Source organism: Rahnella sp. AA, assembly GCF_002834385.1.
In the GTDB taxonomy this organism is placed as follows: domain Bacteria; phylum Pseudomonadota; class Gammaproteobacteria; order Enterobacterales; family Enterobacteriaceae; genus Rahnella.
The window spans coordinates 1-25,249 of sequence record NZ_PITQ01000012.1 but is presented as its reverse complement, the minus strand read 5'-3'; the positions used below and the strand labels follow the sequence as shown (position 1 = coordinate 25,249).

Below are 25,249 nucleotides of genomic sequence, written 5' to 3'. Positions count from 1 at the left end.
GGAGAGGGTATGGAACTGTATCTGGATACCGCTGACATCAGCGCAGTAAAACGTTTATCTCGCATTTTGCCGTTACAGGGCGTGACCACCAACCCGAGCATTGTGGCAAAAGCCCGGACGTCATTATGGGAAGTCTTGCCCGCACTGCGTGATGCTTTAGGCGGTGAAGGAAAACTGTTTGCGCAGGTGCTGGCAAATCAGGCAGAACAAATGGTTGAAGAAGCCGAATTGCTTCATTCACGCGTTCCGGGGCTGGTGGTGAAAGTTCCGGTCACGGCAGAAGGGCTGGCAGCCATTAAAATCCTGCGTACCCGAAAAATTCCGACGCTGGGAACCGCCGTGTATGGCGCAGGTCAGGGGCTGCTTTCGGCGCTGGCAGGGGCGGAATATGTTGCGCCGTACGTGAACCGCCTCGATGCGCAGGGCGGGGACGGGATTGAGATGGTGACGCAATTGCAGAAATTGCTGACGTTGCATGCGCCGCATGCCAAAGTGCTGGCCGCGAGCTTCAAAACGCCGCGTCAGGCGCTTGATTGTCTGCTGGCCGGATGCCAGTCCATAACAATTCCGGTGGACGTCGCCGAGCAGTTTGTCAGCGCACCGGCGGTTCAGGCGGCGGTAATTAAATTCGAAGAAGACTGGCAGGGGGCATTCGGCCAGCTGTCGCTGCGTTAAATATGGCTGCGACCCTGAATCTGCAAATAATCTAAATCTGCAAGTAAAAAGCCCGGCAGGAAAACCTGCCGGGCTTCTGATATTTGATGCCTTAATTACGCAGTTATTGCGATGACTTCACGCCATACTGTGCAAAGAAATCCAGCATACGCTGCCAGCCATCGTGAGCGGCTTCGGCGTTATAGCTCGGCCGATAATCGGCATAAAAAGCATGTCCGGCTTCAGGATAAACCACGATTTCCGCATTAGCATTGGCCGCGCGAATGGCCTGCCGCATGGTTTCGACGGTATCCAGCGGAATGCCGGTGTCCTGACCGCCGTACAAACCTAACACCGGCGCATCAAGCGCAGCGGCACGGTCAACCGGGTTGGTCGGGCTGGTCAGCGTTTTGTTGCCGACCAGTTTTCCGTACCACGCCACGCCCGCTTTCAGTTGCGGGTTATGCGCCGCATACAGCCAGGCGATCCGGCCACCCCAGCAGAAACCGGTAATCCCCAGTTTGGAAATATCCCCGCCGTGCTGCGATGCCCAATGCGCGGTGTGGTCGAGATCGGAAAGTACCTGCTGATCCGGCACTTTGCTGACCAGTTTTTCGAACAGCTCGCTGATTTCGGTGTAATTGCGCGGGTCGCCCTGACGGAAATACAGCTCAGGCGCGATAGCCAGATACCCTTGTTTTGCCAGCCGGCGGCAGACATCCTGAATATGTTCGTGAACGCCAAAAATCTCCTGAACCACCAGAATGATCGGTAATTTTCCGGAGAAGTTTTCCGGCCGGGCGAGATAGGCGGGAAGATCTTCACCCTGCGAAGGAATGGTTGTCTGACCGGCGTGAAGCCCGTCGGTGTCGGTATGAATAGTCGTGCTGGCAACCGGTGTTACGGCAGGGGCAAAGCTGGTCGGAGCCTGTTTCAGTGTCAGTAATTCTTCTTCTTTTTTCATCGTGGTCTCCATGCAAGTGTCCATACGGAAATCTGGCTCTATGGATTAAAACTATAGCCGGAAAGCGGGAACAGCAAGGCAGAACAGATGTTCTATAGTTAAAAGTTATGCAGGAAATATGTCAGGGAAGAACCATAGAACGTCCGAATCTTTCATGAGGAGTCATGTTCAATGTCGAAATCACCGTCTAAAACGACCAAGAAAAGTGAGCCAAAATCGGTAAGCCGCGCCCCCGCCACGGGCAGTCAATCTTCTCAAGCCGGCCTGGGTAATCTCGCCCCATCCGACAGTGCTTATCAGGCTTCACCGCAACCCACGCCGCCCGGCAAAGAACCGACCGCCTCCGGCAGTGCCAAAAGCCCGGAGAACACCAACGCCAAACTCGATGCGCTGGAGCGACATCGGAAAAATGGCGAGAAGCAGCCACTGACAACCAATCAGGGCACCAAAATTGCTGATGACCAGAACTCGCTGAAAGCCGGCAGCCGTGGGCCGACGCTGCTGGAAGATTTCATCCTCCGCGAGAAAATCACCCATTTTGACCATGAGCGGATACCTGAACGTATCGTTCATGCGCGCGGTGCCGCCGCGCACGGTTATTTCCAGCCTTACCGCAGCCTGAAAGCGGTCACAAAAGCCAGTTTTCTCTCCGACCCGAAAAAGATAACGCCGGTCTTTGTGCGTTTCTCGACGGTGCAGGGCTCGAAAGGGTCAGCAGATACGGTTCGTGATATTCGCGGCTGGGCCACCAAGTTTTATACCGATGAAGGGATATATGATCTGGTCGGCAATAACACGCCGGTCTTCTTCATTCAGGATGCCCATAAATTTCCTGATTTTGTCCACGCCGTAAAACCCGAGCCGCACAACGAAATTCCACAAGGTGCCAGCGCGCATGACTCCTTCTGGGACTATGTTTCCCTCCAGCCCGAAACACTGCATAACGTTTTTTGGGCGATGTCTGACCGGGGCATTCCGCGCAGCTACCGCACGATGGAAGGTTTCGGGATCCACACTTTCCGCTTTGTGAATGCCAAAGGGAAAGCGACGTTTGTCCGTTTTCACTGGAAACCGCTGGCGGGCAAGGCTTCTCTGTTGTGGGACGAGGCGCAGAAACTGGCAGGGAAAGATGCTGATTTCCACCGGCGCGATTTATGGGAAGCCATCGAAGCCGGCGATTATCCCGAATATGAACTGGGCGTTCAGCTGATCCCGGAAGAGGACGAATTCAAGTTTGATTTCGATTTGCTCGACCCGACCAAGCTGATCCCTGAAAAACTGGTACCGGTAGAGCTTGTCGGGAAAATGGTGCTCAACCGTAATCCGGACAACTATTTCGCGGAAACCGAGCAGGTCGCTTTCCACCCGGGACACGTTGTGCCCGGCATTGATTTTACAAATGATCCGCTGTTGCAGGGGCGTCTGTTCTCCTATACCGATACGCAAATCAGCCGTCTGGGCGGGCCGAATTTCCATGAAATCCCGATTAACCGGCCAACCTGCCCGTACCATAATTTTCAGCGTGACGGGATGCACCGGCAGGATGTAGATACCAATCCGGCCAACTATGAGCCGAATTCCATCAACAATAACTGGCCGCGAGAAACGCCACCAGCTGCGTCCGGAGGCGGATTTGAAAGTTACCCTGAGCGTATTGATGCTGAAAAAATCCGGCAGCGAAGTGAATCATTTGCAGAATACTATGCGCATCCGCGGCTGTTCTGGCTGAGTCAGACGCCAGTGGAGCAGGACCATATTGCCGGGGCATTCTCCTTTGAGTTATCCAAAGTGGTACGGCCATATATTCGCGAACGTGTGGTGGATTTGCTGGCGCATGTTGACCAGACTCTGGCGGCTATCGTCGCGAAAAATCTGGGCATTACACTTTCGGCGCAAACGAGAAAGGTTAAGCCTCCGAAACCGGTTAATGGTCTGGAAGCAGATCCGTCACTGAGTTTGTACGCCAGCGGGAAAGGGACAATTAAAGGACGTCAGGTAGCGGTGCTGCTGGGCGAAGGTGTTAACGCCGCGGATGTGCTGGAAACCTTACAGGCGCTTCAGGCTGCGGGCGTTCATCCCAAACTTCTGGCCAGCCATCTGGGAAATGTAATTGCCGATGATGGTTCGACATTGCCGGTAGATGCCACGTTTGCCGGTTCGCCGTCCATTACCGTGGACGCCGTTATTGTGCCTCACGGCCACATTGATGCTTTGCTGATGAACGGTGATTCCCGCCATTACGTGCTTGAAGCCTATAAACATCTGAAAGTTATCGGGCTGAGCGGAGACGCCCGTCGCTTTAAACCGCTGCTGGGACTGACGGATGACGTACCGGAGGACGGGATTATCGAAGGCGAAAAGGCGGAAGGAAAATTGCTGAAAGCGTTCCTGAAAGAAATGGCAAAACATCGCGTCTTGTCGCGCAGTGCGGCAGCCGGAGCAGTTCCGGCCTGAGTTGAATTTTAATCAGCCTCACCGGCAGGCGGCGTCATTCAACAATGATATGGCAACGCCTGCTTTTATTTCTCCGCTCGGGAAAATACTTCATCCTGCAAAGCATCGGTCTGCTTAAAATTTCGGCGCAATACATTTAATTTGTGATTTGCGTCACAAATTAAATGTATGCGTGATTCTTGTTGTTACATCATAGTGACTGCCGTCACGAAATAACGTCACAATGTTCAGTACAGTTGCCGGGTGTTCCTCCTGCCAATAAATGACCTTACATACAGAGGAGTTTGTCATGTCTCAGCCTGAAGTTTTCCACCTTGGCCTGGCCAAAAAAGATTTAAACGGTGCCACGCTGGCGATTGTTCCCGGCGACCCGGAGCGCGTGGAGAAAATTGCCAAACTGATGGAGAACCCGGTGCGTCTGGCTTCTCATCGTGAATTTACCTCATGGCGTGCTGAGCTTGACGGCAAATCTGTGATCGTTTGTTCAACCGGTATCGGCGGCCCGTCTACGTCCATCGCGGTGGAAGAGCTGGCACAGCTGGGCATCCGGACTTTCCTGCGCGTGGGTACGACCGGTGCTATTCAGCCGCACATCAATGTGGGCGATGTTCTGGTCACAACGGCTGCTGTTCGCCTTGATGGCGCGAGCCTGCACTTTGCACCGATGGAATTCCCGGCTGTTGCAGATTTCGCCTGTACCACGGCGCTGGTCGCGGCGGCAGAATCTGTTGGCGCAGCAACGCACATCGGCGTAACCGCGTCTTCTGACACCTTCTATCCGGGTCAGGAACGTTACGACACCTTCTCCGGCCGCGTTGTTCGTCGCTTTAAAGAATCGATGAAAGAGTGGCAGGAAATGGGCGTGATGAACTATGAAATGGAATCCGCCACACTGCTGACCATGTGTGCAAGCCAGGGCCTGCGCGCAGGTATGGTTGCCGGTGTTATCGTAAACCGCACGCAGCAGGAAATTCCTGATGCGGAAACGATGAAAAAGACCGAAAGCCACGCGGTGAAAATCGTTGTAGAAGCCGCCCGTCGCCTGATCTAAAAAATACTAAAACAAACACATCACATCTGTGGGCTGCCTCTGGCGGCCCATTTTTTTGCCCCGATAATCAGATCTGTTAAGGTCATGTTAGTAAAGTGTCTGGAATAATTTATCAATCCGGCTATTTAACTGCTGATAAAAAACTGCGGATAAAAAAACTGCTGACACAAAACCGCTGACAAAAGGAACTGCTTTTTGACTGTTCACGACCTTCTGGATTACACAACGACCTTTATTCGCGCGCATCAGGTATGGGCTGCGCCGATCGTGTTCTTACTCGCTTTTGGCGAATCTCTGGCGTTTTTATCGCTGCTGCTTCCGGCCACTTTTATTCTGTTAGGGTTGGGTGCGCTGATTGGTGAAACCGGCATCCCGTTCTGGCCGATATGGGCGGCAGCGGCGGCCGGTGCATTCTTCGGCGACTGGCTTTCTTACTGGGTCGGCGCGCATTTTCAGGATCGCGTCGGGAATTTCTGGCCGTTCTCGCGCCATCCGCAAATGCTGGTTCGCGGGCATGCATTCTTCGAAAAATGGGGTATGCCGGGCGCATTTATCGGGCGTTTCTTTGGCCCGCTTCGCGCCGTAGTGCCGCTGGTGGCGGGGATCTGTGGCATGCCGCAGAAATATTTCCAGATTGCCAACGTGACCTCCGCACTGATCTGGGCATTCGGCATTCTCGCGCCGGGCGCTTTTGGCATCCAATGGCTGAGCCGCTGGTTCTGAATCCTGCGCTGCATCGCTGAAGTCTTCAAGAGGGGCGGGCGGGAGAAATTCCTTTTTGGAAGACGTCTCGCAAAGGCGTCATGCCCCTGAAAATAGACTGGACATCCATACAGCCTGCTATTACCGTGACCGCAAGTGATTTTAAGAAGGAATACGCGTGGATATCAGCATTTTGTACGCCCTGGGCGCAGGGATAATCGGCCTGTTAGTCGGCTGGCTGGTCGCCAGTTTGCGGCAACAGCAGCAGCAGGCAGAGTACGAAACACAGCGCCGGTTGCTGGAGCATTCGCTGGAGCAAGTGAAGGCGGAAAACGATGCGCACAAAAATGAGCGACAAGCCGTTCAGCAGCAAATGCGTGAAGCGGAACTTGAGCTGCGCAAATTGCACAGCGCGGCGGCAGCCAGCCAGGAAAAGTTGCAGTTGCTGGCCCACTGGCAAAATGAATGTGAGCAACTGAACCAGGAGTTACGCGCCCAGCGTGAAATTAACAGCGCTCAGGAAGCCGAGCTGCGCGAGGTTTCTACGCGGCTGGACGAAACGCGCATGGCGGCAGAAGACAAACAGCGCCTGCTGATCAACAGCGAACAGCGCCTGAGCAGCCAGTTTGAAAATCTGGCCAACCGTATTTTTGAACAAAATGGTCGCCGGGCCGACGAACAGAACAAGCAAAGCCTCGACAAACTTCTGCTGCCGTTGCGCGAGCAGCTTGATGGTTTCCGCCGTCAGGTGCAGGACAGTTTTGGTCAGGAAGCCCGTGAACGTCATACGCTGGCGCACGAAATCCGTAACCTGCAACAGCTGAACGTTGAGATGGCGCGCGAAGCAGTGAACCTCACCAAAGCGCTGAAAGGCGATAATAAAACGCAGGGGAACTGGGGTGAAGTGGTGCTCAGCCGCGTGCTGGAGGCTTCCGGCCTGCGTGAAGGTTACGAATATCAGACGCAGGTCAGCGTGCAGGTCGATACGAACAGCCGAATGCAGCCCGATGTGGTGGTGCGTCTGCCGCAGAATAAAGACGTGGTGATCGACGCGAAGATGACGCTGGTGGCCTACGAGCGTTACTTCAACAGTGAAGATGACAGCGAGCGTGAAGCGGCGCTGAATGAGCATATCGCGTCTGTTCGCGGCCATATCCGCCTGCTGGGCCGTAAAGATTATCAGCAGCTTCCCGGTTTGCGCAGCCTTGATTACGTCCTGATGTTTATCCCCGTTGAGCCTGCTTTTTTACTGGCTATCGACCGGGAGCCAGAATTGATCAGCGAAGCACTGCGTCACAATATTATGCTTGTCAGCCCGACCACGCTGCTGGTGGCTTTGCGCACAATCAGTAATTTATGGCGCTATGAGCATCAGAGCCAGAACGCTAAACGCATTGCCGATCGCGCTGCCCGTTTGTATGACAAGCTGAGGTTGTTCGTGGATGACATGGAGTCGATGGGACAAAGTCTCGACAAGGCGCAGGGAAGTTATCGTTCAGCGATGAATAAACTCACGCAAGGCCGTGGTAACCTTATAGGGCAGGTTGAAAGTTTCCGTGCTCTGGGGGTCGAAGTTAAACGGCCTATCAGCCCGTCTCTGGCTGAGATAGCAAAAGCGGAAAATGAACCGGAAGATACCGCATCTCTGCCCGATACCTCTGATGCGGAAGAAGAACAGGCGCTGAACCCGCGTGAATAATCAAAGCTGGCAAAGGTTTCCACAGGGCCTTACTGATTAAATCAGTGAATCTTTGCAATATGTTGAATCACCATCGGTGATGGGGCTTTCTAACGGGTTCTGGTACACTTCTCCCCAAGAGTTTGACTGAAAAAGCAGGCATAAATAATGGAAAAGCAGACGCAGGAAACCACCCATTTCGGTTTTCGTACAGTAGCCAAAGATGAGAAGCAGGAAATGGTGGCGGAAGTCTTCCATTCCGTTGCGGCAAAATATGATCTGATGAATGACCTGATGTCTTTCGGTATTCATCGCATCTGGAAACGTTTCACCATTGATTGCAGCGGTGTGCGCCAGGGTCAGCGTGTGTTGGATCTGGCCGGTGGTACCGGCGACCTGACCGCAAAATTCTCCCGCCTGGTGGGTGAAAAGGGTGAAGTTGTGCTGGCGGATATTAACGATTCCATGCTGAAGATGGGGCGCGAAAAGCTGCGTAATCTCGGCATCGTGGGTAACGTTAATTACGTTCAGGCAAACGCTGAAGCTTTGCCTTTCCCTGATAATTATTTCGACTGCATCACCATTTCTTTCGGTTTGCGTAACGTGACTGAAAAAGAAAAAGCGCTGCGTTCGATGTTCCGCGTGCTCAAGCCGGGTGGACGTCTGCTGGTTTTGGAATTCTCCAAACCGGTTCTGAAACCACTTAGCAAAGCTTATGACACCTATTCTTTCCATATTTTGCCACGCATTGGTGAACTGGTTGCGCAAGATGCTGAAAGCTATCGCTATCTGGCCGAATCTATCCGTATGCACCCTGACCAGGAAACGCTGAAGGGCATGATGGCGGATGCAGGTTTTGAAAATGTGACGTATCACAATCTGACCGGTGGCATTGTTGCGCTGCATCGGGGTTTCAAATTCTGATATGAGCATGCCGATGTTGTTGACTCCGTTACTGACTGCCGCCATTGAGACGCCGCTTAATTACCTGCTTTTCCGCGATCGCAGCATGAAGGCGGCGCGGACGCGTCTGGCAGGTAAAGTTTTACGTGTCGAATTGCAGGAACTGAGTGCTCCGCTGACGTTTGTGTTCAGCGAGCAAAAAATCGATGTTCTTGGACAGTGGGACGGTGCGGCGGATTGCACCGTTATCACACGGCTTTCTGTGCTCCATAAGCTGCGCGATCGTCAGCAATTATCGCCGCTTATGCGCAGCGGTGAGCTGGTGGTCGAGGGCGATATTTCGGTTGTCCAGCAATTGACCGCACTGCTCGATATGGCCGAATGGGATCCCGCAGAATTCCTGGCACCTTACGTCGGTGATATCGCGGCTCAGGGCCTGACTCAGGCCGTTCAGGGAAGTTTGCGTTTTCTGCAAAAAGGTCTGAAGCATCAGCAAAGCTATGTTGCTCAGACGCTGACCGAAGAGTGGAAAATGGCGCCGGGCCCGCTGGAAGTAGTCTGGTTTAGCGATGAAGTCTCTGCGCTGGAGCGCGAGCTGGATGCGCTGGACAAACGTATCGAAAAACTGGAGGGTAAACCGTGACGCCTAGGGAAATGCGACGTTTATATCTGATTATCCGCATGTTTCTGATCTATGGCCTTGACGAACTCATCCCTAAAATCCGCTTAACGCTGCCGCTGCGCATTGGTCGTTATCTTTTTTTCTGGTTGCCTAATCGTCATAAAGAAAAGCCGTTGGGCGAGCGCATGCGTATGGCGCTGGAAGAACTGGGGCCGGTATGGATCAAGTTCGGCCAGATGATGTCAACACGCCGCGACCTTTTCCCTCCTCAGATTGCCGATCAGCTTGCCTTGCTTCAGGACCACGTTCCGCCTTTTGATGGCGCGAAAGCGCGTCAGCAAATTGAAGTGGCGCTCGGTGGCCCGGTGGAAACCTGGTTTGATGAGTTTGACCAGACGCCGCTGGCTTCTGCATCAATTGCTCAGGTTCACACGGCTGTTCTGAAAGAAAACGGAAAGCCGGTGGTTCTGAAAGTGATCCGTCCGGATATCTTGCCGACTATCGTGGCAGATATTCGCCTTATGTCGCGCCTGGCAGGCTGGTTGCCGATCCTGCTGCCCGATGGCCGCCGTTTGCGCCCCCGTGAGGTGGTACGTGAATATGAGAAAACTCTGCTCGATGAACTGAATTTACTGCGTGAAGCTGCCAATGCTATCCAGCTGCGACGTAATTTCGAAGGCAGCCCGATGCTGTATGTGCCGGAGGTTTATCCGGATTACTGTAGCGAACGCCTGATGGTGATGGAGCGTATTTACGGTATTCCGGTTTCTGATATTGAAGCGCTGAAGAAACAGGGCACCAATATGAAACTGCTGGCCGAACGCGGCGTGCAGGTTTTCTTCACTCAGGTTTTCCGCGACAGTTTCTTCCATGCCGATATGCACCCGGGGAATATTTTCGTCAGCTACGAAACCCCTGAAGATCCTTGCTACATAGGCATTGATTGCGGCATAGTTGGTTCGCTCAACAAGGAAGATAAACGGTATCTCGCGGAGAATTTCATCGCTTTCTTTAACCGCGATTATCGTAAAGTGGCTGAATTACATGTCGATTCCGGCTGGGTTCCCCGCGATACCAACGTCGAAGAGTTCGAATTCGCTATCCGTACGGTTTGCGAACCGATTTTTGAGAAACCGCTGGCAGAAATTTCTTTCGGCAACGTGCTGCTGAATCTGTTTAATACGGCGCGCCGTTTTAATATGGAAGTTCAGCCTCAGCTCGTGCTGCTGCAAAAAACGTTGCTGTACGTAGAAGGTCTCGGACGCCAGCTTTATCCTCAACTGGACTTGTGGACCACTGCGAAACCTTTCCTCGAAAGTTGGGTGCGCGATCAGGTCGGATTGCCGGCAATGATCCGTGCGCTGAAAGAGCGTGCGCCATTCTGGCTGGAGAAAATGCCTGAGTTGCCGGATCTGGTTTACCAGAGCCTGCATCAGCATAAGTTGTTGCAATACAACATTGAGAAGCTTTCCTCCCAGATACATAACCAGAGTTCCCGTCAGGGCCAGTCTCGTTATCTTCTGGGGATTGGTGCGACGCTGCTGTTGAGCGGAACTCTTTTACTGTTGGGCGATGTTAAGGTTTATCCGGCATGCCTGATGGCTGCGGGTGCAATTTCCTGGTTGATTGGATGGAAACGCGCCAGCTGAATACTTTGCGTTAAATTGAATGCCGTTTGCGAACGGCAATGAACGTCGTTCCTTCCTATTGAGGTGAAAATAATGGGTGGTATTAGTATTACAAAAATCCTGATTCTCGTTGTACTCGTGGTACTGCTGTTCGGTACTAAGAAATTGCGCGGTCTGGGTTCTGATCTGGGTGCTTCCATCAAAGGCTTTAAAAAAGCCATGAGCGATGATGAAGGCCAGAAAACTAACAAAGATGCTGACACTTCTGCTTCTGATGCTGATTTCATCGCTAAGTCTGTTGAAAGCAAGCCAGCAGCCAAGGCAGATGAAACCAAGAGCCAAAACAAAGAGCAGGTATAAGCCGTGTTCGATATTGGATTTAGTGAACTGCTGCTGGTATTGGTGATTGGCCTGGTAGTCCTTGGGCCGGAGCGTTTACCTGTAGCAGTAAGAACAGTAGCAGGCTGGATCCGCACACTGCGTGCCATGGCGGCCTCTGTTCAGAGCGAGCTTTCGCAGGAACTGAAACTTCAGGAATTGCAGGACAGCCTGAAAAAAGCTGAAGAAGCTGGCCTGAAGAATTTAACGCCAGAAATCAAAGCATCTATGGATGAGCTGAAAGAAGCGGCAGAGTCTATGAAGCAGTCGATCAACTCAGGGCTGAACCCTGCGGAGAAAGCTGTCGAAAACGCCAAAGCTGAAGGCAACACCATCCACAACCCGGTTCTGGATGAAGCCGAAGCGTATCATGATGCAGGTATTTCTCCGGCCACGGTTGAGAAAGTAGCCTCCGCGCCTGTTTCCGCACCGCAAAGTGCCGTTGATGCTGCGCTGGCCTCCAATAAGACGGCGCATGCAGCAGCAGAACATGCTGAAACGCTGGCCGCTTCTGCGGAGCCTTCGGTAACAGAATCAACGGTTGCCGAGCCTTCTGTTGTCTCTGCGCCGGTGATGAAACCTGTCGCGGCTGAAGCCCCTGTTGCTGAACCCGCAGTACCGGTAAAGCCGGTTTCATCAACACAAACAACAGGTGAGCGTTAAACATGGCTGTTGAAGATACTCAACCACTTATCAGCCATCTGATTGAGCTGCGTAAGCGTCTGCTGAATGCCATTATCTGCATTATCGTGGTGTTCCTGGCACTGGTTTATTTTGCCAATGATATCTATCAGCTGGTCGCTTCTCCGCTGATCAAACAGATGCCGATGGGCGCGAGCATGATTGCGACTGACGTCGCATCGCCGTTCTTCACGCCAATCAAGCTGACGATGATTGTCTCGGTATTTCTTTCTGCGCCGTTCATTTTGTATCAGGTCTGGGCGTTTGTAGCGCCTGCGCTGTACAAACATGAACGTCGCCTGATGATGCCGCTGCTGTTCTCAAGCTCTGCGTTATTCTATCTCGGCGTGGCTTTTGCGTACTTTGTCGTCTTCCCGCTGGCGTTTGCGTTCTTCGCAAAAACCGCGCCCGCTGGTGTTCAGATAGCCACCGACATCAACAACTATCTCGATTTCGTGATGGCGCTGTTTATGGCGTTTGGCGTGTCCTTCGAAGTGCCGATTGCGATCGTTTTACTGTGCTGGAGTGGCGTAACCACACCGGAAGATCTGAAGAAAAAGCGCCCTTATGTGTTAGTCGGCGCTTTCGTCGTTGGTATGTTGTTAACGCCGCCGGACGTTTTCTCTCAGACGCTGCTGGCCATTCCGATGTACCTGCTGTTTGAAATCGGCGTGTTCTTTGCCCGTTTCTATGTGGGTGGCCGTCGTCGTGCTGATGTTGATAACGAAGCCGATCCTGATCAGCCTGCGTAATACATTCTTTGATGAAAAAAACCGCCCTGTTGGGCGGTTTCTGTTTTAGGACTCTTCATGTTTGAAATCGGTATTAACCTCACCAGTAGTCAGTTTGATAAAGATCGTCCGCAGGTCGTCGAAAGAGCCAGAGCGGCCGGTCTGAGCGGTATGTTGATCACCGGCACGTCCGCGCAGGAAAGCGCTGAAGCGCAGAAGATGGCGATGGAACATCCGGATTTCTGCTGGTCGACGGCGGGCGTGCATCCTCATCAGGCGAGTGACTGGAGCGAAGACGTTGAGCGCAGTATCCGCGAGCTGGCAGCATTGCCACAGGTTGTTGCGATCGGCGAATGCGGGCTGGATTTTAACCGTAACTTTTCCCCGGCAGACAGTCAGGAGGCGGCGTTTACCGCGCAGCTGTCGCTGGCGAAAGAGTTGCAGTTGCCGGTATTTTTGCACTGCCGTGATGCCGGAGAGCGGTTTGCCGCGTTGATCAAACCCTGGCTGCCGGATCTGCCGGGCGGCGTAGTCCACTGTTTTACCGGCACGCGTGAAGAGCTGGAACTGTATCTGGCTCTCGGATTGTCGATTGGTATTACCGGCTGGGTGTGCGATGAACGTCGCGGGCTGGAACTGCGCGAAATGCTGCCGCTGATCCCCGCTGAGCGGTTGATGCTGGAAACTGATGCGCCTTATCTCTTGCCGCGTGATATGGAAAATAAGCCGAAGAATCGCCGTAATGAACCGGCTTTCCTGCCGCATATCGTGAATCAGGTAGCGATGTGGCGGGGGGAGGATCCGCAATGGCTGGCGGATATCACGGATGAGAATGCGCGTAAGCTTTTTTCGTTGCCCGTACTTTGAAATAAATGCGTTTCAATAACTTTCTGAATTAAAAAAGCACCGGTAAACGGTGCTTTTTCATCGGGACGCCAGTGAACGCAAATCAGATTTTCTGGAAATACTTGTTTTCGATGCTCTGACGGACCGGCTGGTTAATCAGGTTCAGCATCAGCAATGAACGCGCTTCGCCATCGGGTTCGGTATAAATCGCTTCGATACCGGTAAATATTCCATCTGTGATGATGACGTGATCGCCTTCATAAGGTGTATCGGGATCGCGAATTTCTACTGATGGGGGCTCCATCAGTTGTTTGATAACCTCTGGCTGCACTGTCGCCAGTTTGGCACCAAAGCGGATAAAATGGCTGACGCCACGCGTCGCGTTGATCGTCGTGGTATGGATCCGCTCAGGGTCGAACTCGATGAACATGTAATTCGGGAACATAGGTTCGTTGACGGCCGTACGTCGTCCACGCACCATTTTTTCCAGAGTGATCATCGGTGTAAGGCAGTTAACTTCCTGGCGCTCCAGATGTTCTTTCGCGCGAAGCAGCTGACCACGTTTGCAATAGAGTAAGTACCAGGATTCCATAGTTTCCCACATGAAAGCGTTGAGCGGGGCAGCATATCAAAAGCCGCTCATGAGATACAGACAGTGTCTGTCTGTGCAGACGCTTGCTGATTGTCAGCCCGTTATCTTTTATTATCGAAGAAAAGCGCAGTCTTATCCCCTCTCTTAGTCCTAATTTTATCAGGAGATGTCTCATGGAGTTGTTCTTGCTGAGTAACGGTAAACTCTCAGGTGAATCCGAGTTACTGGGTTATGCGAAAGAGCGTATCCAGGCAATGTTGCATGCGAAAAATATCCGCTCTGCCGTTTTGATTCCTTACGCGCTGATCCGCAGTGATTATGACGCCCGTGCGAAAGAGCTTTCGGACTCACTGGGTATTAAAGTCGACAGTATTCATCACGCCGCCAGCCCTGCCCAGGCCATTGCCAGCGCAGAATGTATTTTGATCAGCGGCGGCAATACCTGGATGCTCAACCAGCTGCTGCATGAAAATGGCCTGATTGTGCCGATCCAGCGTGCTGTGCGTGAACGCAATGTGCCTTACATTGGCTGGAGCGCGGGTTGTAACGTAGCCACGCCAAGTATTCGCACCACCAATGATATGCCGGTTCGCAACTCCGTGGTTCTGCCTTCTCTGGGTCTCTTCCCGGTACAGATTAACCCGCACTATATCGACGCGCATTTAAGCGGTCATATGGGTGAAACGCGCGATGAGCGTATTGCCGAATTCTGTGCGGTTAACCCGTCGGAGTCCGTGCTGGCATTGCGTGAAGGCAGCCTGTTGCAGGTCTCCGGCAATAATCTGAGCTATTTCAGCGCAAAAGGGCAGGGTTTCAAAGTATTCCGCCACGGGCAGGAAACGCAGGAATATCAGGATACTCAGGCCATACAGCCGCTGGTGCCTTTTAACTGTCAGTAACGCTGTTGCTCAGCCACATTCGCATCGCCAGACCTGCAGCGGTTAAATCTGGCGGTTATACTGCTTTTTCGTTATCAGTGTTTACCTGCTGATAACAAAAAGGCAGCAACAACACCGGAGAGGCTTTATAATGCCCTCCTTCAACCCGGCGACTCAGAATCAGCATGAAATACCGTGATTTACGTGACTTCCTCTCGTTACTTGAAAAGAGAGGCCAACTGAAACGCATCAGCCAGTCTGTTGACCCTTATCTGGAAATGACCGAAATTGCCGATCGCACTTTGCGGGCAGGCGGCCCGGCGTTGCTGTTTGAAAATCCGAAAGGTTATGACATGCCCGTGTTGTGCAATTTGTTCGGTACGCCGCAGCGTGTCGCAATGGGCATGGGGAAAGAAGACGTCAGCGCCCTGCGTGAAGTAGGTGAATTGCTGGCGTTTCTGAAAGAACCTGAGCCTCCGAGGGGTTTTCGCGATTTATACGATAAGGCACCTAAGTTTAAGCAGGTGCTGAATATGCCGACCAAAGTGCTGCATTCCGCACCTTGTCAGGAGCAGATTTGGGAAGGTGACGCGGTTGATATCACGAAGATCCCGGTGATGCAGTGCTGGCCGGAAGATGCAGCACCGCTCATCACCTGGGGCCTGACCGTAACGCGTGGCCCGAACAAGCCGCGTCAGAATCTCGGCATTTATCGCCAGCAGGTTCTGGGCAAAAATAAAGTGATTATGCGCTGGTTATCCCATCGCGGTGGCGCGCTGGATTACCAGGAGTGGTGTCAGCAGAATCCGGGAAAACGCTTCCCGGTGAGTGTCGCGCTCGGGGCGGATCCTGCCACTATTCTTGGTGCGGTGACGCCGGTGCCGGACACGCTGTCTGAATATGCTTTCGCAGGTTTGCTGCGCGGCAATAAAACCGAAGTTGTGAAGTGTATTTCCAACGATCTGGAAGTCCCCGCCAGCGCCGAAATCGTGCTGGAAGGGTATATCGAACCGGGTGAAATGGCGCCCGAAGGCCCTTATGGCGACCATACCGGCTACTATAATGAAGTAGACAGTTTCCCTGTTTTCACGATTACGCACATGACGCAGCGTAAAGACGCCATTTATCACTCGACTTACACAGGCCGTCCGCCGGATGAACCTGCGGTGCTGGGCGTGGCGCTCAATGAAGTGTTTGTGCCGATTTTGAAGAAACAATTCCCGGAAATTGTTGATTTTTATCTGCCGCCTGAGGGTTGCTCCTACCGTCTGGCAGTCGTTACCATGAAGAAGCAGTACGCCGGTCATGCCAAACGCGTCATGATGGGCGTCTGGTCTTTCCTGCGTCAGTTCATGTACACCAAGTTTGTGATTGTGTGTGATGACGATGTGAATGCCCGCGACTGGAATGACGTGATTTGGGCGATCACCACCCGGATGGATCCCGCGCGCGATACCGTGCTGGTGGAAAACACGCCGATAGATTATCTGGATTTTGCCTCCCCGGTTTCGGGCCTTGGCTCAAAAATGGGGATGGATGCGACCAACAAATGGCCGGGAGAAACGCAGCGTGAGTGGGGACGCCCGATTGTGAAAGATCCGGACGTGACCGCGCGAATCGACGCCATCTGGGATGAACTCGCTATTCTTAATGATAAAGACGATGCGAAAAAATAATCGAATCTTTGTCCTACGCTTTGCTTTGATGACCCACAGAGGGAACGCATGACAATATTGAGCTGTAAAGTGACCTCGGTTGAGGCGATAACGGATACGGTTTACCGTGTCCGGCTGGTTCCGGAAGCGCCTTTTTCGTTCCGTGCGGGTCAGTATCTGATGGTCGTGATGGATGAGCGCGACAAGCGTCCGTTCTCGCTGGCCTCGACGCCTGCTGAAAACAACGTTATTGAGCTGCATATCGGCGCATCTGAGCTGAACTTGTACGCGATGGCGGTGATGGATCGCATTCTGAAAGAACAGGCGATTACCGTGGATATTCCGCACGGCGACGCCTGGCTGCGTGAAGAAGGCGAACGTCCGCTGGTGCTGATTGCGGGTGGAACCGGGTTTTCGTATGTCCGTTCCATTCTGATTACTGCGCTCGAACAACAGCCTCACCGGGATATCTCAATTTACTGGGGTGGCCGCGAGCTGAAGCACTTGTATGATTTGGGCGAGCTTGAAGCAATGAGCATCAACCACCCGAATCTGAAAGTGATCCCGGTTGTCGAACAGCCGGAAGAGGGCTGGCAGGGCAGAAGCGGGACAGTGCTGAGTGCTGTTCTGCAAGATTTCTCTTCACTGGCGGAACACGATATTTATATCGCCGGTCGTTTTGAAATGGCCAAAATTGCCCGTGAGCGTTTTGTTGCGGAACGCGGTGCGCTGGAAGACCGTTTGTTTGGTGATGCCTTCTCTTTCATCTGATCTGAAGATGGATCGTTGAGAAAAAGCCCGCCCCTGACAGGCGGGAAAACGGCAACTAAAACGGGAAGAACAAGATTTTAAAAAGCGGGCATTTAGCCCGCTTTTTCTTTTTTACAGACTGACGTCAGAGGCGTTCGAAGACGGTGGCGATACCCTGACCTAAACCGATACACATGGTGGCGACGCCAAACTGCACATCGCGACGTTCCATCAGGTTCAGCAAAGTCGTGGAAATACGCGAACCGGAGCAACCGAGCGGGTGTCCGAGCGCGATTGCGCCGCCGTTCAGGTTGACGCGTTCTTCCATCGTTTCGAGCAACCCCAGGTCTTTTACGCACGGCAGCGCCTGCGCGGCAAAGGCTTCGTTGAGTTCGAACAGGCCGATGTCCTGCACGCTAAGACCGGCGCGTTTCAACGCCAGACGCGTCGCCGGAACCGGGCCGTAACCCATAATAGAAGGGTCACAACCGGTCACAGCCATCGCACGGATCCGCGCGCGGGCTTTCAGACCTAAGGATTTCGCGTGGGATTCACTCATCAGCAACATCGCGGATGCGCCGTCGGATAACGCCGAAGACGTCCCCGCTGTTACGGTGCCGTTGACCGGATCAAAGGCCGGACGCAATGCCGCGAGTGTGGCGACGGTGGTTTCCGGGCGGATAACTTCGTCAAAATCATAACGGGTCAGTACGCCTTCCGCGTTGTGGCCTTCGGTCGGTACGATTTCATTGGCAAAATGCCCGGCAAGTGTTGCAGCGTGTGCCCGCTGATGGGATCGCGCAGCAAACTCATCCTGCATCTCGCGGCTGATCTGGTGCATTTTCGCCAGCATTTCGGCGGTCAGCCCCATCATGCCTGCGGCTTTCGCCACGGTTTTGCTCAGGCCCGGATGGAAGTCCACGCCGTGACTCATCGGGACGTGGCCCATATGTTCCACGCCACCGATCAGGCTGACCTGCGCATCGCCGACCATAATGGCGCGCGCCGCGTCATGCAAAGCCTGCATGGAGGAACCACACAGGCGGTTCACCGTGGTGGCCGGCACGCTGTGTGGGATTTCAGCCAGCAGGGCGGCGTTGCGGGCAATATTGAAGCCCTGTTCCAGAGTCTGCTGCACGCAGCCCCAGTAAATATCATCAATCGATTTTGCATCGACGGACGGATTGCGTACCAGCAGGGCACGCATCAGATGTGCCGATAAATCTTCAGCCCTGACCTGGCGGAATGCGCCGCCTTTCGAACGGCCCATTGGCGTACGGACTGCGTCAACAATGACTACGTTTTCCATGATTTCGGTCCTTATGCCTGATTGCCGGTGCTGAAATTTTCCAGCGGAGCCGCAACCGGATAATAACTTTCATTTGCCTGTGCTTTGGCGCGTAACCCTTCCGGTGCCTGATACATCGGGCCGAGGTGTGCGTATTGTTCGGTCAGTTTCAGGTACGCGGCGGTGCCGAGCGTATCCAGATAACGGAACGGGCCACCGTGGAACGGAGGGAATCCGAGGCCGTAAACCAGTGCCATATCAGCTTCTGCCGGGCTGGCGATAATGCCTTCTTCCAGGCAGCGAACCACTTCGTTAATCATCGGGATCATCATGCGGGCAATGATGTCCTGCGGTGAGAAATCGGAATGCGCAGGCTTCAGGTTTTCAGCCAACAGGTTGATCGCCTGATCGTCGACGTCTTTACGCGGTTTGCCTTTGCTGTCCTGGCTGTAGCGGTAGAAGCCCAGCTGGTTTTTCTGACCAAAGCGGCGGTTGTCGAATAAGACGTCCACGGCGTCACGGTAATTGCGGGCCATGCGCTGCGGAAAACCGGCGGCCATAACGGCCTGCGCGTGGTGGGCGGTATCGATGCCCACAACATCCAGCAAATAAGCCGGACCCATCGGCCAGCCAAACTGCTTTTCCATCACTTTGTCGATCTGGCGGAAATCCGCGCCGTCACGCAGCAGCAGGCTGAAGCCCGATAAATACGGGAACAGCACGCGGTTTACAAAGAACCCAGGGCAGTCGTTGACCACGATCGGCGTTTTGCCCATCGCCAGCGCGTAAGAGACGATGCGCGAAATTGTTTTGTCCGAGGTTTTCTCGCCACGAACGATTTCCACCAGCGGCATCCGGTGAACCGGGTTGAAGAAGTGCATACCGCAGAAGTTTTCCGGGCGTTTCAGCGTAGAGGCCAGCTGGTCGATCGGAATGGTTGAGGTGTTGGACGCCAGAACCGTGTCGGCGCCCAGCAGGGATTCCGCTTCAGCCAGCACAGCGGCTTTCACTTTTGGATTTTCCACGACCGCTTCGACCACCACTTTGGCGCGTTCGATGCCGCTGTAATCCAGCGTCGGATGGATTGTCGACAGCACTTTTGCCATCTTCATGCCGTCCAGCTTGCCGCGTTCCAGCTGTTTATTCAGCAGTTTAGCCGCTTCATTCATGCCAAGCGTCAGGGACTGTTCGCTGATGTCTTTCATCACGACCGGCACACCTTTTAGTGCAGACTGATAAGCGATACCGCCGCCCATAATCCCCGCGCCGAGAACGGCAGCCTGCGCCGGTTTTTCACTGTCTTGCGCCAGTTTTTTGGCTTTGCCTTTCACGAACTGATCGTTAAGGAAAATGCTGACCAGCGCACGTGCTTCTTTTGATTGCGCGAGAGGAACAAAACTGGCGGTTTCCAGCTTAAGTGCTTCGTCACGGCCAAGGCGCGCCGCGGCTTCGATCGTTTTCACCGCGGTCATCGGTGCCGGGTAATGTTTCCCGGCATTTTGCATAACCATGCTTTTCGCCACGCTGAAGCTCATCGCCGCTTCAATCTGGCTGAGTTTCAGAGGCTGACGTTTCGGTTCGCGGCGGCTGTGCCATTCCAGTTTCCCGTCGATGGCCTGTTGCAGCATGCTGATGCCGGCATCGCGCAGTTTCTCTGCATCAACGACCGCATCAACCAGCCCGATTTTCAGGGCATCTTTGCCGCTGATATTTTTGCCTGCGGCGATAATTTCCAGCGCGCTGTCTGTACCAATCAGGCGCGGAAGGCGCACCGAGCCGCCAAAGCCCGGCATAATGCCTAAGCTGGTTTCCGGTAAACCGATGCGCGCGTCAGCCGTGCTGATACGGAAATCGGTGGCCAGTACACATTCGCAGCCTCCGCCCAGCGCATACCCGCTGATGGCAGAAAGCGTCGGAACCGGTAAATCTTCCAGGCGGTTGAAAATGCTGTTGGCGAAATTCAGCCACTCGTGCAGTTTTTCCGCCGGTGCGTTAAACAGAGATAAAAACTCGGTGATATCCGCACCCACAATAAAAGCGGATTTCGCTGAACTGAGCAGCAAACCTTTCAGGTCAGACTGTTTTTCCAGTACCGCAATGGCTTCGCCGAGGCTGGCGACCGTTTGGGTATCGAGCTTGTTCACCGAGCCCGGAGCGTCAAACACCAGCTCAGCAATACCGCCATCGAGCCAGTGCAGATGTAATGTTTCGCCTTGGTAGAGCATGTGTCTCTCCTGAATCATCTGGGATGATCTGGTATGACCAGATGTTTTCGAGTGTGGTTTTTATGTTAATAATTTGCAAATGAGATGTGTTTTATTTGCAGGCAAGATCACAAACCTTCCGGGACTATGGTCGCGGTGAGGCTGTGGTAAGATGCTGCATCGTCTTTCCGGTGAAAAAAGGACAGTTGGATGGAATCGCTTACTACGCTTTATAAAGAACATATCGCCACGCTGCAGGCGCGTGCCCGTGAAATTCTGCAACGTTCTCAGCTTGATGCGTTACTCATTCACTCCGGTGAACTGATAACGACCTTCCTTGATGATCACAGTTATCCCTTCAAAGTTAACCCGCAATTCAAAGCCTGGGTGCCGGTCACTAAAGTGCCGAACTGTTGGCTGTGGGTGGATGGCGTTAATGCGCCGAAGCTGTGGTTCTATTCGCCGGTGGATTACTGGCACAGCCATGAGCCATTGCCTGAGAGTTTCTGGACCAAAGAAATTTCGCTGACGCCGCTGGCAAATGCGGACGATATTAAAGGCCAGTTGCCGGTGGATCTGAAGCGCGTGGGCTATATCGGCTCCAGCCAGGATCGTGCCATCAGCATGGGCGTTCCGGCGTCGAACGTGAACCCGAAAGCGGTGCTGGATTATCTGCATTATCATCGCGCCTACAAAACTGACTATGAGCTGGCCTGTATGCGTGAAGCGCAGAAAGTCGCCGTAAGCGGCCACCGTGCTGCGAAAGAAGCGTTTCTGTCGGGGATGAGTGAGTTTGATATCAATCTCGCGTATCTCACCGCGACCGGTCACCGCGACACCGATGTGCCTTACGACAACATCGTGGCGCTCAATGAACACGCTTCCGTGCTGCATTACACCACGCTTGATAACCAGCCTCCGGCAGAAATGCGCAGTTTCCTGCTTGATGCGGGCGCAGAATATAACGGTTATGCCGCTGACCTGACGCGTACCTATGCCGGAAAACCTGACAGCGATTTTGGCGCACTGGTTAAAGATCTGAACACCGAACAACTGGCGTTAATTGATTTGATTAAATCCGGGGTGCGCTATACCGACTATCATGTTCAGATGCACCATCGCATCGCCAAACTGCTGAAAGCGCACAAGCTGGTGGTCGATATCAGTGAAGATGCGATGGTTGAACAGAACCTGACCGGGCCTTTCCTGCCGCATGGTCTGGGGCATCCGCTGGGGTTGCAGGTTCATGATGTTGCCGGTTTTATGCAAGATGATCAGGGCACGCATCTGGCCGCACCTTCGCAATATCCTTATCTGCGTTGTACGCGTGTGATTGAGCCACGAATGGTTCTGACCATCGAACCGGGCCTGTATTTCATTGATTCGCTGCTGACGCCGTGGCGCGAAGGGCAATTCAGTAAACACTTTGCCTGGGATCGTATTAATGCAATGAAGCCATTTGGCGGGATCCGTATCGAAGACAATATTGTCATCCATGACAATCGTATCGAGAACATGACCCGTGATCTGAAGCTGGCCTGATGCAGCCGTATTCCGTCCCCGCTGAACCGGTCAGTTACAGCGAAGAAATAAAGAAGAGCCGTTTCATCACCTTGCTGGCAAGAACGGAAGGCGTTGAGGCGGCGAAAGCTTTTGTTCAGGACGCCAGAAATCAACATCCGGCAGCGCGTCATCACTGCTGGGCATTTGTGGCTGGCGCGCCGAACGATTCTCAGCAACTGGGCTTTTCCGATGATGGTGAACCTGCTGGCACAGCGGGAAAACCTATCCTCAGCCAGCTGATGGGAAGCGGGGTCGGAGAAATAACTGCCGTCGTTGTGCGTTATTACGGCGGCATTATGTTGGGCACCGGCGGATTGGTGAAAGCCTACGGCGGCGGTGTCCAGCAGGCATTAAAGCTGCTAGTTGTGCAGCAAAAAGTCCCGCTGGCGGAGTACGCGGTGCAGTGTGATTACAGCCAGTTACAGCTGGTGGAAACGCTGCTCTCGCAGGTTGGCGGGCATATTTTACGCAGTGAATACGGGGCTTCGGTCGATCTCGTTCTGGCTTTGCCTGCCGCACAGGCGCAGGCCGCAATCAGTCAGCTTTTCGATATCAGCCGTGGCGCGCTCATCTTGCGTCCGGTTTCATAAATTTTTCTATGGTTAATTCGCTGAGGAACGCACCAGCATGCATTTTCGTGCCATAACACGCATCGTCGGGGTGCTCGTCATCCTTTTCTCCGGAACGATGATTATTCCCGGCCTGGTCGCTTTAATTTACCGCGATGGCGCGGGCCGTGCGTTCAGCCAGACCTTCTTTGTCGCTCTGGCCATTGGGTTATTCCTCTGGCTGCCTAACCGTAAGCAAAAAAGCGAGCTGAAGCCGCGCGAAGGCTTCCTGATTGTCGTGCTCTTCTGGACGGTGCTGGGCAGCGTCGGGGCATTGCCTTTTCTGTTTTCAGAGCGTCCGAATCTGTCGCTCACCGACGCTTTCTTTGAATCTTTCTCCGGGCTGACCACCACGGGCGCGACCACGCTGGTCGGGCTGGATTCATTACCTAAGGCCATTTTGTTCTACCGGCAGATGCTGCAATGGTTTGGTGGTATGGGGATCATTGTGCTTGCCGTGGCGATTCTGCCGATATTGGGCGTCGGCGGAATGCAGCTGTATCGGGCCGAAATGCCCGGACCGCTGAAAGACAACAAGATGCGCCCGCGTATTGCCGAAACGGCAAAAACGCTGTGGCTTATTTATGTGCTGCTGACTATCGCCTGTGCGCTTTCACTGTGGGGCGCAGGGATGTCGGTTTTCGATGCCATCGGGCATAGCTTTTCAACTATCGCTATCGGTGGTTTTTCGACGCACGACGCCAGTATCGGCTATTTCCACAGTGGCACCATTAATACGATTGTCGCCGTTTTCCTGCTGATCTCCGGTTGTAACTATGGTCTGCACTTTGCGGTGCTGAGCGGACGCAACCTGAAAGTCTACTGGCGTGACCCGGAATTCCGGATGTTTATCGGCGTGCAATTTACGCTGGTGGTGATCTGTACGTTTATCCTGTGGATACATAATACCTACGGCTCAGGGCTGGAAACACTGAATCAGGCGTTCTTCCAGGTGGTGTCGATGGCAACGACGGCAGGTTATACCACCGACAGTATTTCGAAGTGGCCGCTGTTCCTGCCTCTTCTATTATTGTGTTCTGCGTTTATTGGAGGCTGTGCGGGTTCGACCGGCGGCGGCCTGAAGGTTATCCGTATCCTGCTGCTTTATTTACAAGGCACGCGGGAACTGAAAAGACTGGTTCACCCGAATGCGGTTTACACCATCAAGCTGGGTAACCGCGCATTGCCGGAACGTATTATTGAAGCCGTATGGGGTTTCTTCTCGGCTTACGCGCTGGTGTTTATTGTCAGCATGCTGGCGATAGTGGCGACGGGCGTGGATAACTTCTCCGCTTTTGCTGCGGTCACGGCCACGCTCAATAACCTGGGGCCGGGGCTGGGCGTCGTGGCAGATAACTTTGCATCCATGAATTCCGTGGCGAAATGGATCCTGATTGTCACGATGCTCTTTGGCCGCCTTGAGGTCTTCACATTATTAGTGCTGTTCACGCCGACATTCTGGCGCGAATGAGTTTTTGAAAGGGAATAAGAATGAAAGCGTTGATCCTCTACTCAAGCCGTGACGGCCAGACTCATGCCATCGCTTCCTTTATAGCAAATGAGCTGAAAGAGAAGTGCAGCTGCGATGTTGTCGATCTGGCTCATGCAGACCCCATTGATTTAAAGCATTACGACCAGGTCATGATCGGCGCATCCATCCGATATGGTCATTTCAACGCCGTGCTGGATAAGTTCGTTAAGAAGCATTCGGAAACACTGAACCAAATGCCTTCTGCATTTTTCGGCGTGAATCTCACCGCCCGTAAGCCGGAGAAGAGAACGCCGCAGACCAATGCCTATGTACGTAAGTTTTTGCTGACGTCACCGTGGGAGCCTGCAATCTGCGGTGTCTTCGCCGGAGCATTACGTTATCCGCGTTATCGCTGGTTCGATAAGGTGATGATCAAACTGATTATGCGAATGACAGGCGGTGAAACGGACACCAGTAAAGAAGTGGAATACACCGACTGGCAGCAGGTGGCTAAATTCGCGAAAGATTTTGGGCAGATATCGTATAAAAAATCGCACTAATGCGGGCTTAATAAACGTTTAGACCAAAAAGAAAGCATTCGGAAGTTTTTTTGAAATTAAGGGTTGCGGCCTTCTGAGAACTCCCTATAATGCGCCTCCACTGACCGGGAACAACGACTCCTCTAACGAGAACCAAGTCGCCCAGTCAGGAAGAATCAACCCGGTGAAAACACCGCATCTTGTAAAAGAAAATGGTTGACTCTTCAGTGGGAGGGAGTAATATGTGCCTCCCACGTTGCTGAGTTAAGTCTCGCAACGAACGCTCTTTAACAATTTATCAGACAATCTGTGTGGGCACTCACAAGACGATATCAGCCACTTCGGTGGCAAAAAATATCAAGTCTTAAAGAGTGACCAAGCAGTAATTCATTTAGGTGACTTGTTCACT

The 25,249-nt window shown here is 53.2% G+C and carries 23 protein-coding genes; 19 read left to right on the top strand and 4 right to left on the bottom strand.

The genetic code is table 11. The features are described from left to right. Window positions 1-9 precede the first annotated feature (9 nt). Window positions 10-675, top strand: coding sequence for a fructose-6-phosphate aldolase (gene fsa, locus CWS43_RS22615; protein WP_101079385.1), 666 nt, complete (start codon window positions 10-12; stop codon window positions 673-675). A 103-nt stretch (window positions 676-778) separates the two neighbouring features. Here the strand turns inward: fsa and CWS43_RS22610 are convergent, their stop codons facing one another. Beyond that, the gene (locus tag CWS43_RS22610) at window positions 779-1,618 is read right to left on the bottom strand and encodes a dienelactone hydrolase family protein (protein WP_101079384.1); all 840 of its coding nucleotides are present in this window, start codon (window positions 1,616-1,618) and stop codon (window positions 779-781) included. 171 nt (window positions 1,619-1,789) lie between these two features. Between CWS43_RS22610 and katE the strand changes: the two genes are divergently transcribed. The 11 genes from katE to tatD all read left to right on the top strand — a co-directional run bounded on the left by katE (window position 1,790) and on the right by tatD (window position 13,313). Beyond that, entirely contained in the window at window positions 1,790-4,072 is a 2,283-nt protein-coding gene (gene katE, locus CWS43_RS22605) for a catalase HPII (RefSeq protein ID WP_101079382.1), read from the top strand. Window positions 4,073-4,361: 289 nt separating this feature from the next. Further along, window positions 4,362-5,123, top strand: coding sequence for a uridine phosphorylase (udp, locus tag CWS43_RS22600; RefSeq protein ID WP_101079380.1), 762 nt, complete (start codon window positions 4,362-4,364; stop codon window positions 5,121-5,123). Between the two features lie 195 nt (window positions 5,124-5,318). Next, entirely contained in the window at window positions 5,319-5,846 is a 528-nt protein-coding gene (locus CWS43_RS22595; RefSeq protein ID WP_101079378.1) for a DedA family protein, read from the top strand. Window positions 5,847-6,003: 157 nt separating this feature from the next. Further along, window positions 6,004-7,524, top strand: coding sequence for a DNA recombination protein RmuC (rmuC, locus tag CWS43_RS22590; protein WP_101079376.1), 1,521 nt, complete (start codon window positions 6,004-6,006; stop codon window positions 7,522-7,524). 147 nt (window positions 7,525-7,671) lie between these two features. Beyond that, a complete protein-coding gene (gene ubiE / locus CWS43_RS22585; protein WP_101079375.1) occupies window positions 7,672-8,427 on the top strand; it encodes a bifunctional demethylmenaquinone methyltransferase/2-methoxy-6-polyprenyl-1,4-benzoquinol methylase UbiE in 756 nt (251 codons plus the stop codon). 13 nt (window positions 8,428-8,440) lie between these two features. After that, the gene (locus tag CWS43_RS22580; RefSeq protein WP_101079484.1) at window positions 8,441-9,049 is read left to right on the top strand and encodes an SCP2 domain-containing protein; all 609 of its coding nucleotides are present in this window, start codon (window positions 8,441-8,443) and stop codon (window positions 9,047-9,049) included. Then, complete coding sequence (gene ubiB / locus CWS43_RS22575) at window positions 9,046-10,677, top strand: ubiquinone biosynthesis regulatory protein kinase UbiB (protein ID WP_101079373.1); 1,632 nt, start codon at window positions 9,046-9,048, stop codon at window positions 10,675-10,677. The genes CWS43_RS22580 and ubiB overlap by 4 nt, the downstream gene beginning before the upstream one ends. Window positions 10,678-10,749: 72 nt before the next feature. Further along, on the top strand, window positions 10,750-11,016 hold the full coding sequence (tatA, locus tag CWS43_RS22570; protein WP_101079372.1) for a Sec-independent protein translocase subunit TatA: 267 nt from the start codon (window positions 10,750-10,752) through the stop codon (window positions 11,014-11,016). Between the two features lie 3 nt (window positions 11,017-11,019). Then, a complete protein-coding gene (gene tatB, locus CWS43_RS22565; RefSeq protein WP_101079371.1) occupies window positions 11,020-11,697 on the top strand; it encodes a Sec-independent protein translocase protein TatB in 678 nt (225 codons plus the stop codon). 2 nt (window positions 11,698-11,699) lie between these two features. Continuing rightward, a complete protein-coding gene (tatC, locus tag CWS43_RS22560; protein ID WP_101079370.1) occupies window positions 11,700-12,467 on the top strand; it encodes a Sec-independent protein translocase subunit TatC in 768 nt (255 codons plus the stop codon). Window positions 12,468-12,524: 57 nt separating this feature from the next. Further along, the gene (gene tatD / locus CWS43_RS22555; protein ID WP_101079369.1) at window positions 12,525-13,313 is read left to right on the top strand and encodes a 3'-5' ssDNA/RNA exonuclease TatD; all 789 of its coding nucleotides are present in this window, start codon (window positions 12,525-12,527) and stop codon (window positions 13,311-13,313) included. An 82-nt stretch (window positions 13,314-13,395) separates the two neighbouring features. Here tatD and rfaH read toward each other — a convergent pair whose 3' ends face one another. Next, on the bottom strand, window positions 13,396-13,884 hold the full coding sequence (gene rfaH / locus CWS43_RS22550) for a transcription/translation regulatory transformer protein RfaH (protein WP_101079368.1): 489 nt from the start codon (window positions 13,882-13,884) through the stop codon (window positions 13,396-13,398). 173 nt (window positions 13,885-14,057) lie between these two features. Here rfaH and pepE point away from each other — a divergent pair, with 173 nt between their 5' ends. From pepE to fre, 3 genes are all read left to right on the top strand, one after another. Further along, complete coding sequence (gene pepE, locus CWS43_RS22545) at window positions 14,058-14,783, top strand: dipeptidase PepE (RefSeq protein WP_101079367.1); 726 nt, start codon at window positions 14,058-14,060, stop codon at window positions 14,781-14,783. Window positions 14,784-14,947: 164 nt separating this feature from the next. Beyond that, window positions 14,948-16,438: a 4-hydroxy-3-polyprenylbenzoate decarboxylase gene (gene ubiD, locus CWS43_RS22540; protein WP_101079366.1), complete on the top strand. Its 1,491-nt coding sequence runs from the start codon at window positions 14,948-14,950 to the stop codon at window positions 16,436-16,438. Between the two features lie 48 nt (window positions 16,439-16,486). Next, window positions 16,487-17,188 (top strand): NAD(P)H-flavin reductase, encoded by a 702-nt coding sequence (gene fre, locus CWS43_RS22535; protein ID WP_101079365.1) that lies wholly within the window; start codon window positions 16,487-16,489, stop codon window positions 17,186-17,188. A gap of 124 nt (window positions 17,189-17,312) precedes the next feature. Here fre and fadA read toward each other — a convergent pair whose 3' ends face one another. Together fadA and fadB are read right to left on the bottom strand one after the other, a co-directional pair. Continuing rightward, complete coding sequence (fadA, locus tag CWS43_RS22530; RefSeq protein WP_101079364.1) at window positions 17,313-18,476, bottom strand: acetyl-CoA C-acyltransferase FadA; 1,164 nt, start codon at window positions 18,474-18,476, stop codon at window positions 17,313-17,315. An 11-nt stretch (window positions 18,477-18,487) separates the two neighbouring features. Next, entirely contained in the window at window positions 18,488-20,680 is a 2,193-nt protein-coding gene (gene fadB / locus CWS43_RS22525; RefSeq protein WP_101079363.1) for a fatty acid oxidation complex subunit alpha FadB, read from the bottom strand. Window positions 20,681-20,869: 189 nt separating this feature from the next. On the opposite strand from fadB, the gene pepQ reads away from it, so the two are divergent. The 4 genes from pepQ to hemG are packed head-to-tail and all read left to right on the top strand — an operon-like array spanning window position 20,870 to window position 24,861. Further along, window positions 20,870-22,201: a Xaa-Pro dipeptidase gene (pepQ, locus tag CWS43_RS22520; RefSeq protein WP_101079362.1), complete on the top strand. Its 1,332-nt coding sequence runs from the start codon at window positions 20,870-20,872 to the stop codon at window positions 22,199-22,201. Beyond that, a complete protein-coding gene (locus tag CWS43_RS22515; protein WP_101079361.1) occupies window positions 22,201-22,812 on the top strand; it encodes an IMPACT family protein in 612 nt (203 codons plus the stop codon). Before pepQ ends, CWS43_RS22515 begins: the two co-directional genes overlap by 1 nt. 37 nt (window positions 22,813-22,849) lie before the next feature. Continuing rightward, window positions 22,850-24,301 carry a Trk system potassium transporter TrkH gene (gene trkH, locus CWS43_RS22510; protein ID WP_101079360.1) on the top strand — a complete coding sequence of 484 codons (1,452 nt, stop codon included), beginning with the start codon at window positions 22,850-22,852 and terminating at the stop codon, window positions 24,299-24,301. 20 nt (window positions 24,302-24,321) lie between these two features. After that, window positions 24,322-24,861, top strand: a complete 540-nt coding sequence (gene hemG, locus CWS43_RS22505) for a menaquinone-dependent protoporphyrinogen IX dehydrogenase (RefSeq protein WP_101079359.1) — start codon at window positions 24,322-24,324, stop codon at window positions 24,859-24,861. Window positions 24,862-25,249: the final 388 nt, after the last annotated feature.

Coding starts and splice junctions, on each gene's coding strand:
- fsa (WP_101079385.1), top strand. CDS start 10: ATGGAACTGTATCTGGATACCGCTGACATCAGCGCAGTAAAACGTTTA.
- CWS43_RS22610 (WP_101079384.1), bottom strand. CDS start 1,618: ATGAAAAAAGAAGAAGAATTACTGACACTGAAACAGGCTCCGACCAGC.
- katE (WP_101079382.1), top strand. CDS start 1,790: ATGTCGAAATCACCGTCTAAAACGACCAAGAAAAGTGAGCCAAAATCG.
- udp (WP_101079380.1), top strand. CDS start 4,362: ATGTCTCAGCCTGAAGTTTTCCACCTTGGCCTGGCCAAAAAAGATTTA.
- ubiE (WP_101079375.1), top strand. CDS start 7,672: ATGGAAAAGCAGACGCAGGAAACCACCCATTTCGGTTTTCGTACAGTA.
- CWS43_RS22580 (WP_101079484.1), top strand. CDS start 8,441: ATGTTGTTGACTCCGTTACTGACTGCCGCCATTGAGACGCCGCTTAAT.
- tatA (WP_101079372.1), top strand. CDS start 10,750: ATGGGTGGTATTAGTATTACAAAAATCCTGATTCTCGTTGTACTCGTG.
- tatC (WP_101079370.1), top strand. CDS start 11,700: ATGGCTGTTGAAGATACTCAACCACTTATCAGCCATCTGATTGAGCTG.
- tatD (WP_101079369.1), top strand. CDS start 12,525: ATGTTTGAAATCGGTATTAACCTCACCAGTAGTCAGTTTGATAAAGAT.
- rfaH (WP_101079368.1), bottom strand. CDS start 13,884: ATGGAATCCTGGTACTTACTCTATTGCAAACGTGGTCAGCTGCTTCGC.
- pepE (WP_101079367.1), top strand. CDS start 14,058: ATGGAGTTGTTCTTGCTGAGTAACGGTAAACTCTCAGGTGAATCCGAG.
- ubiD (WP_101079366.1), top strand. CDS start 14,948: ATGAAATACCGTGATTTACGTGACTTCCTCTCGTTACTTGAAAAGAGA.
- fre (WP_101079365.1), top strand. CDS start 16,487: ATGACAATATTGAGCTGTAAAGTGACCTCGGTTGAGGCGATAACGGAT.
- fadA (WP_101079364.1), bottom strand. CDS start 18,476: ATGGAAAACGTAGTCATTGTTGACGCAGTCCGTACGCCAATGGGCCGT.
- fadB (WP_101079363.1), bottom strand. CDS start 20,680: ATGCTCTACCAAGGCGAAACATTACATCTGCACTGGCTCGATGGCGGT.
- pepQ (WP_101079362.1), top strand. CDS start 20,870: ATGGAATCGCTTACTACGCTTTATAAAGAACATATCGCCACGCTGCAG.
- CWS43_RS22515 (WP_101079361.1), top strand. CDS start 22,201: ATGCAGCCGTATTCCGTCCCCGCTGAACCGGTCAGTTACAGCGAAGAA.
- trkH (WP_101079360.1), top strand. CDS start 22,850: ATGCATTTTCGTGCCATAACACGCATCGTCGGGGTGCTCGTCATCCTT.
- hemG (WP_101079359.1), top strand. CDS start 24,322: ATGAAAGCGTTGATCCTCTACTCAAGCCGTGACGGCCAGACTCATGCC.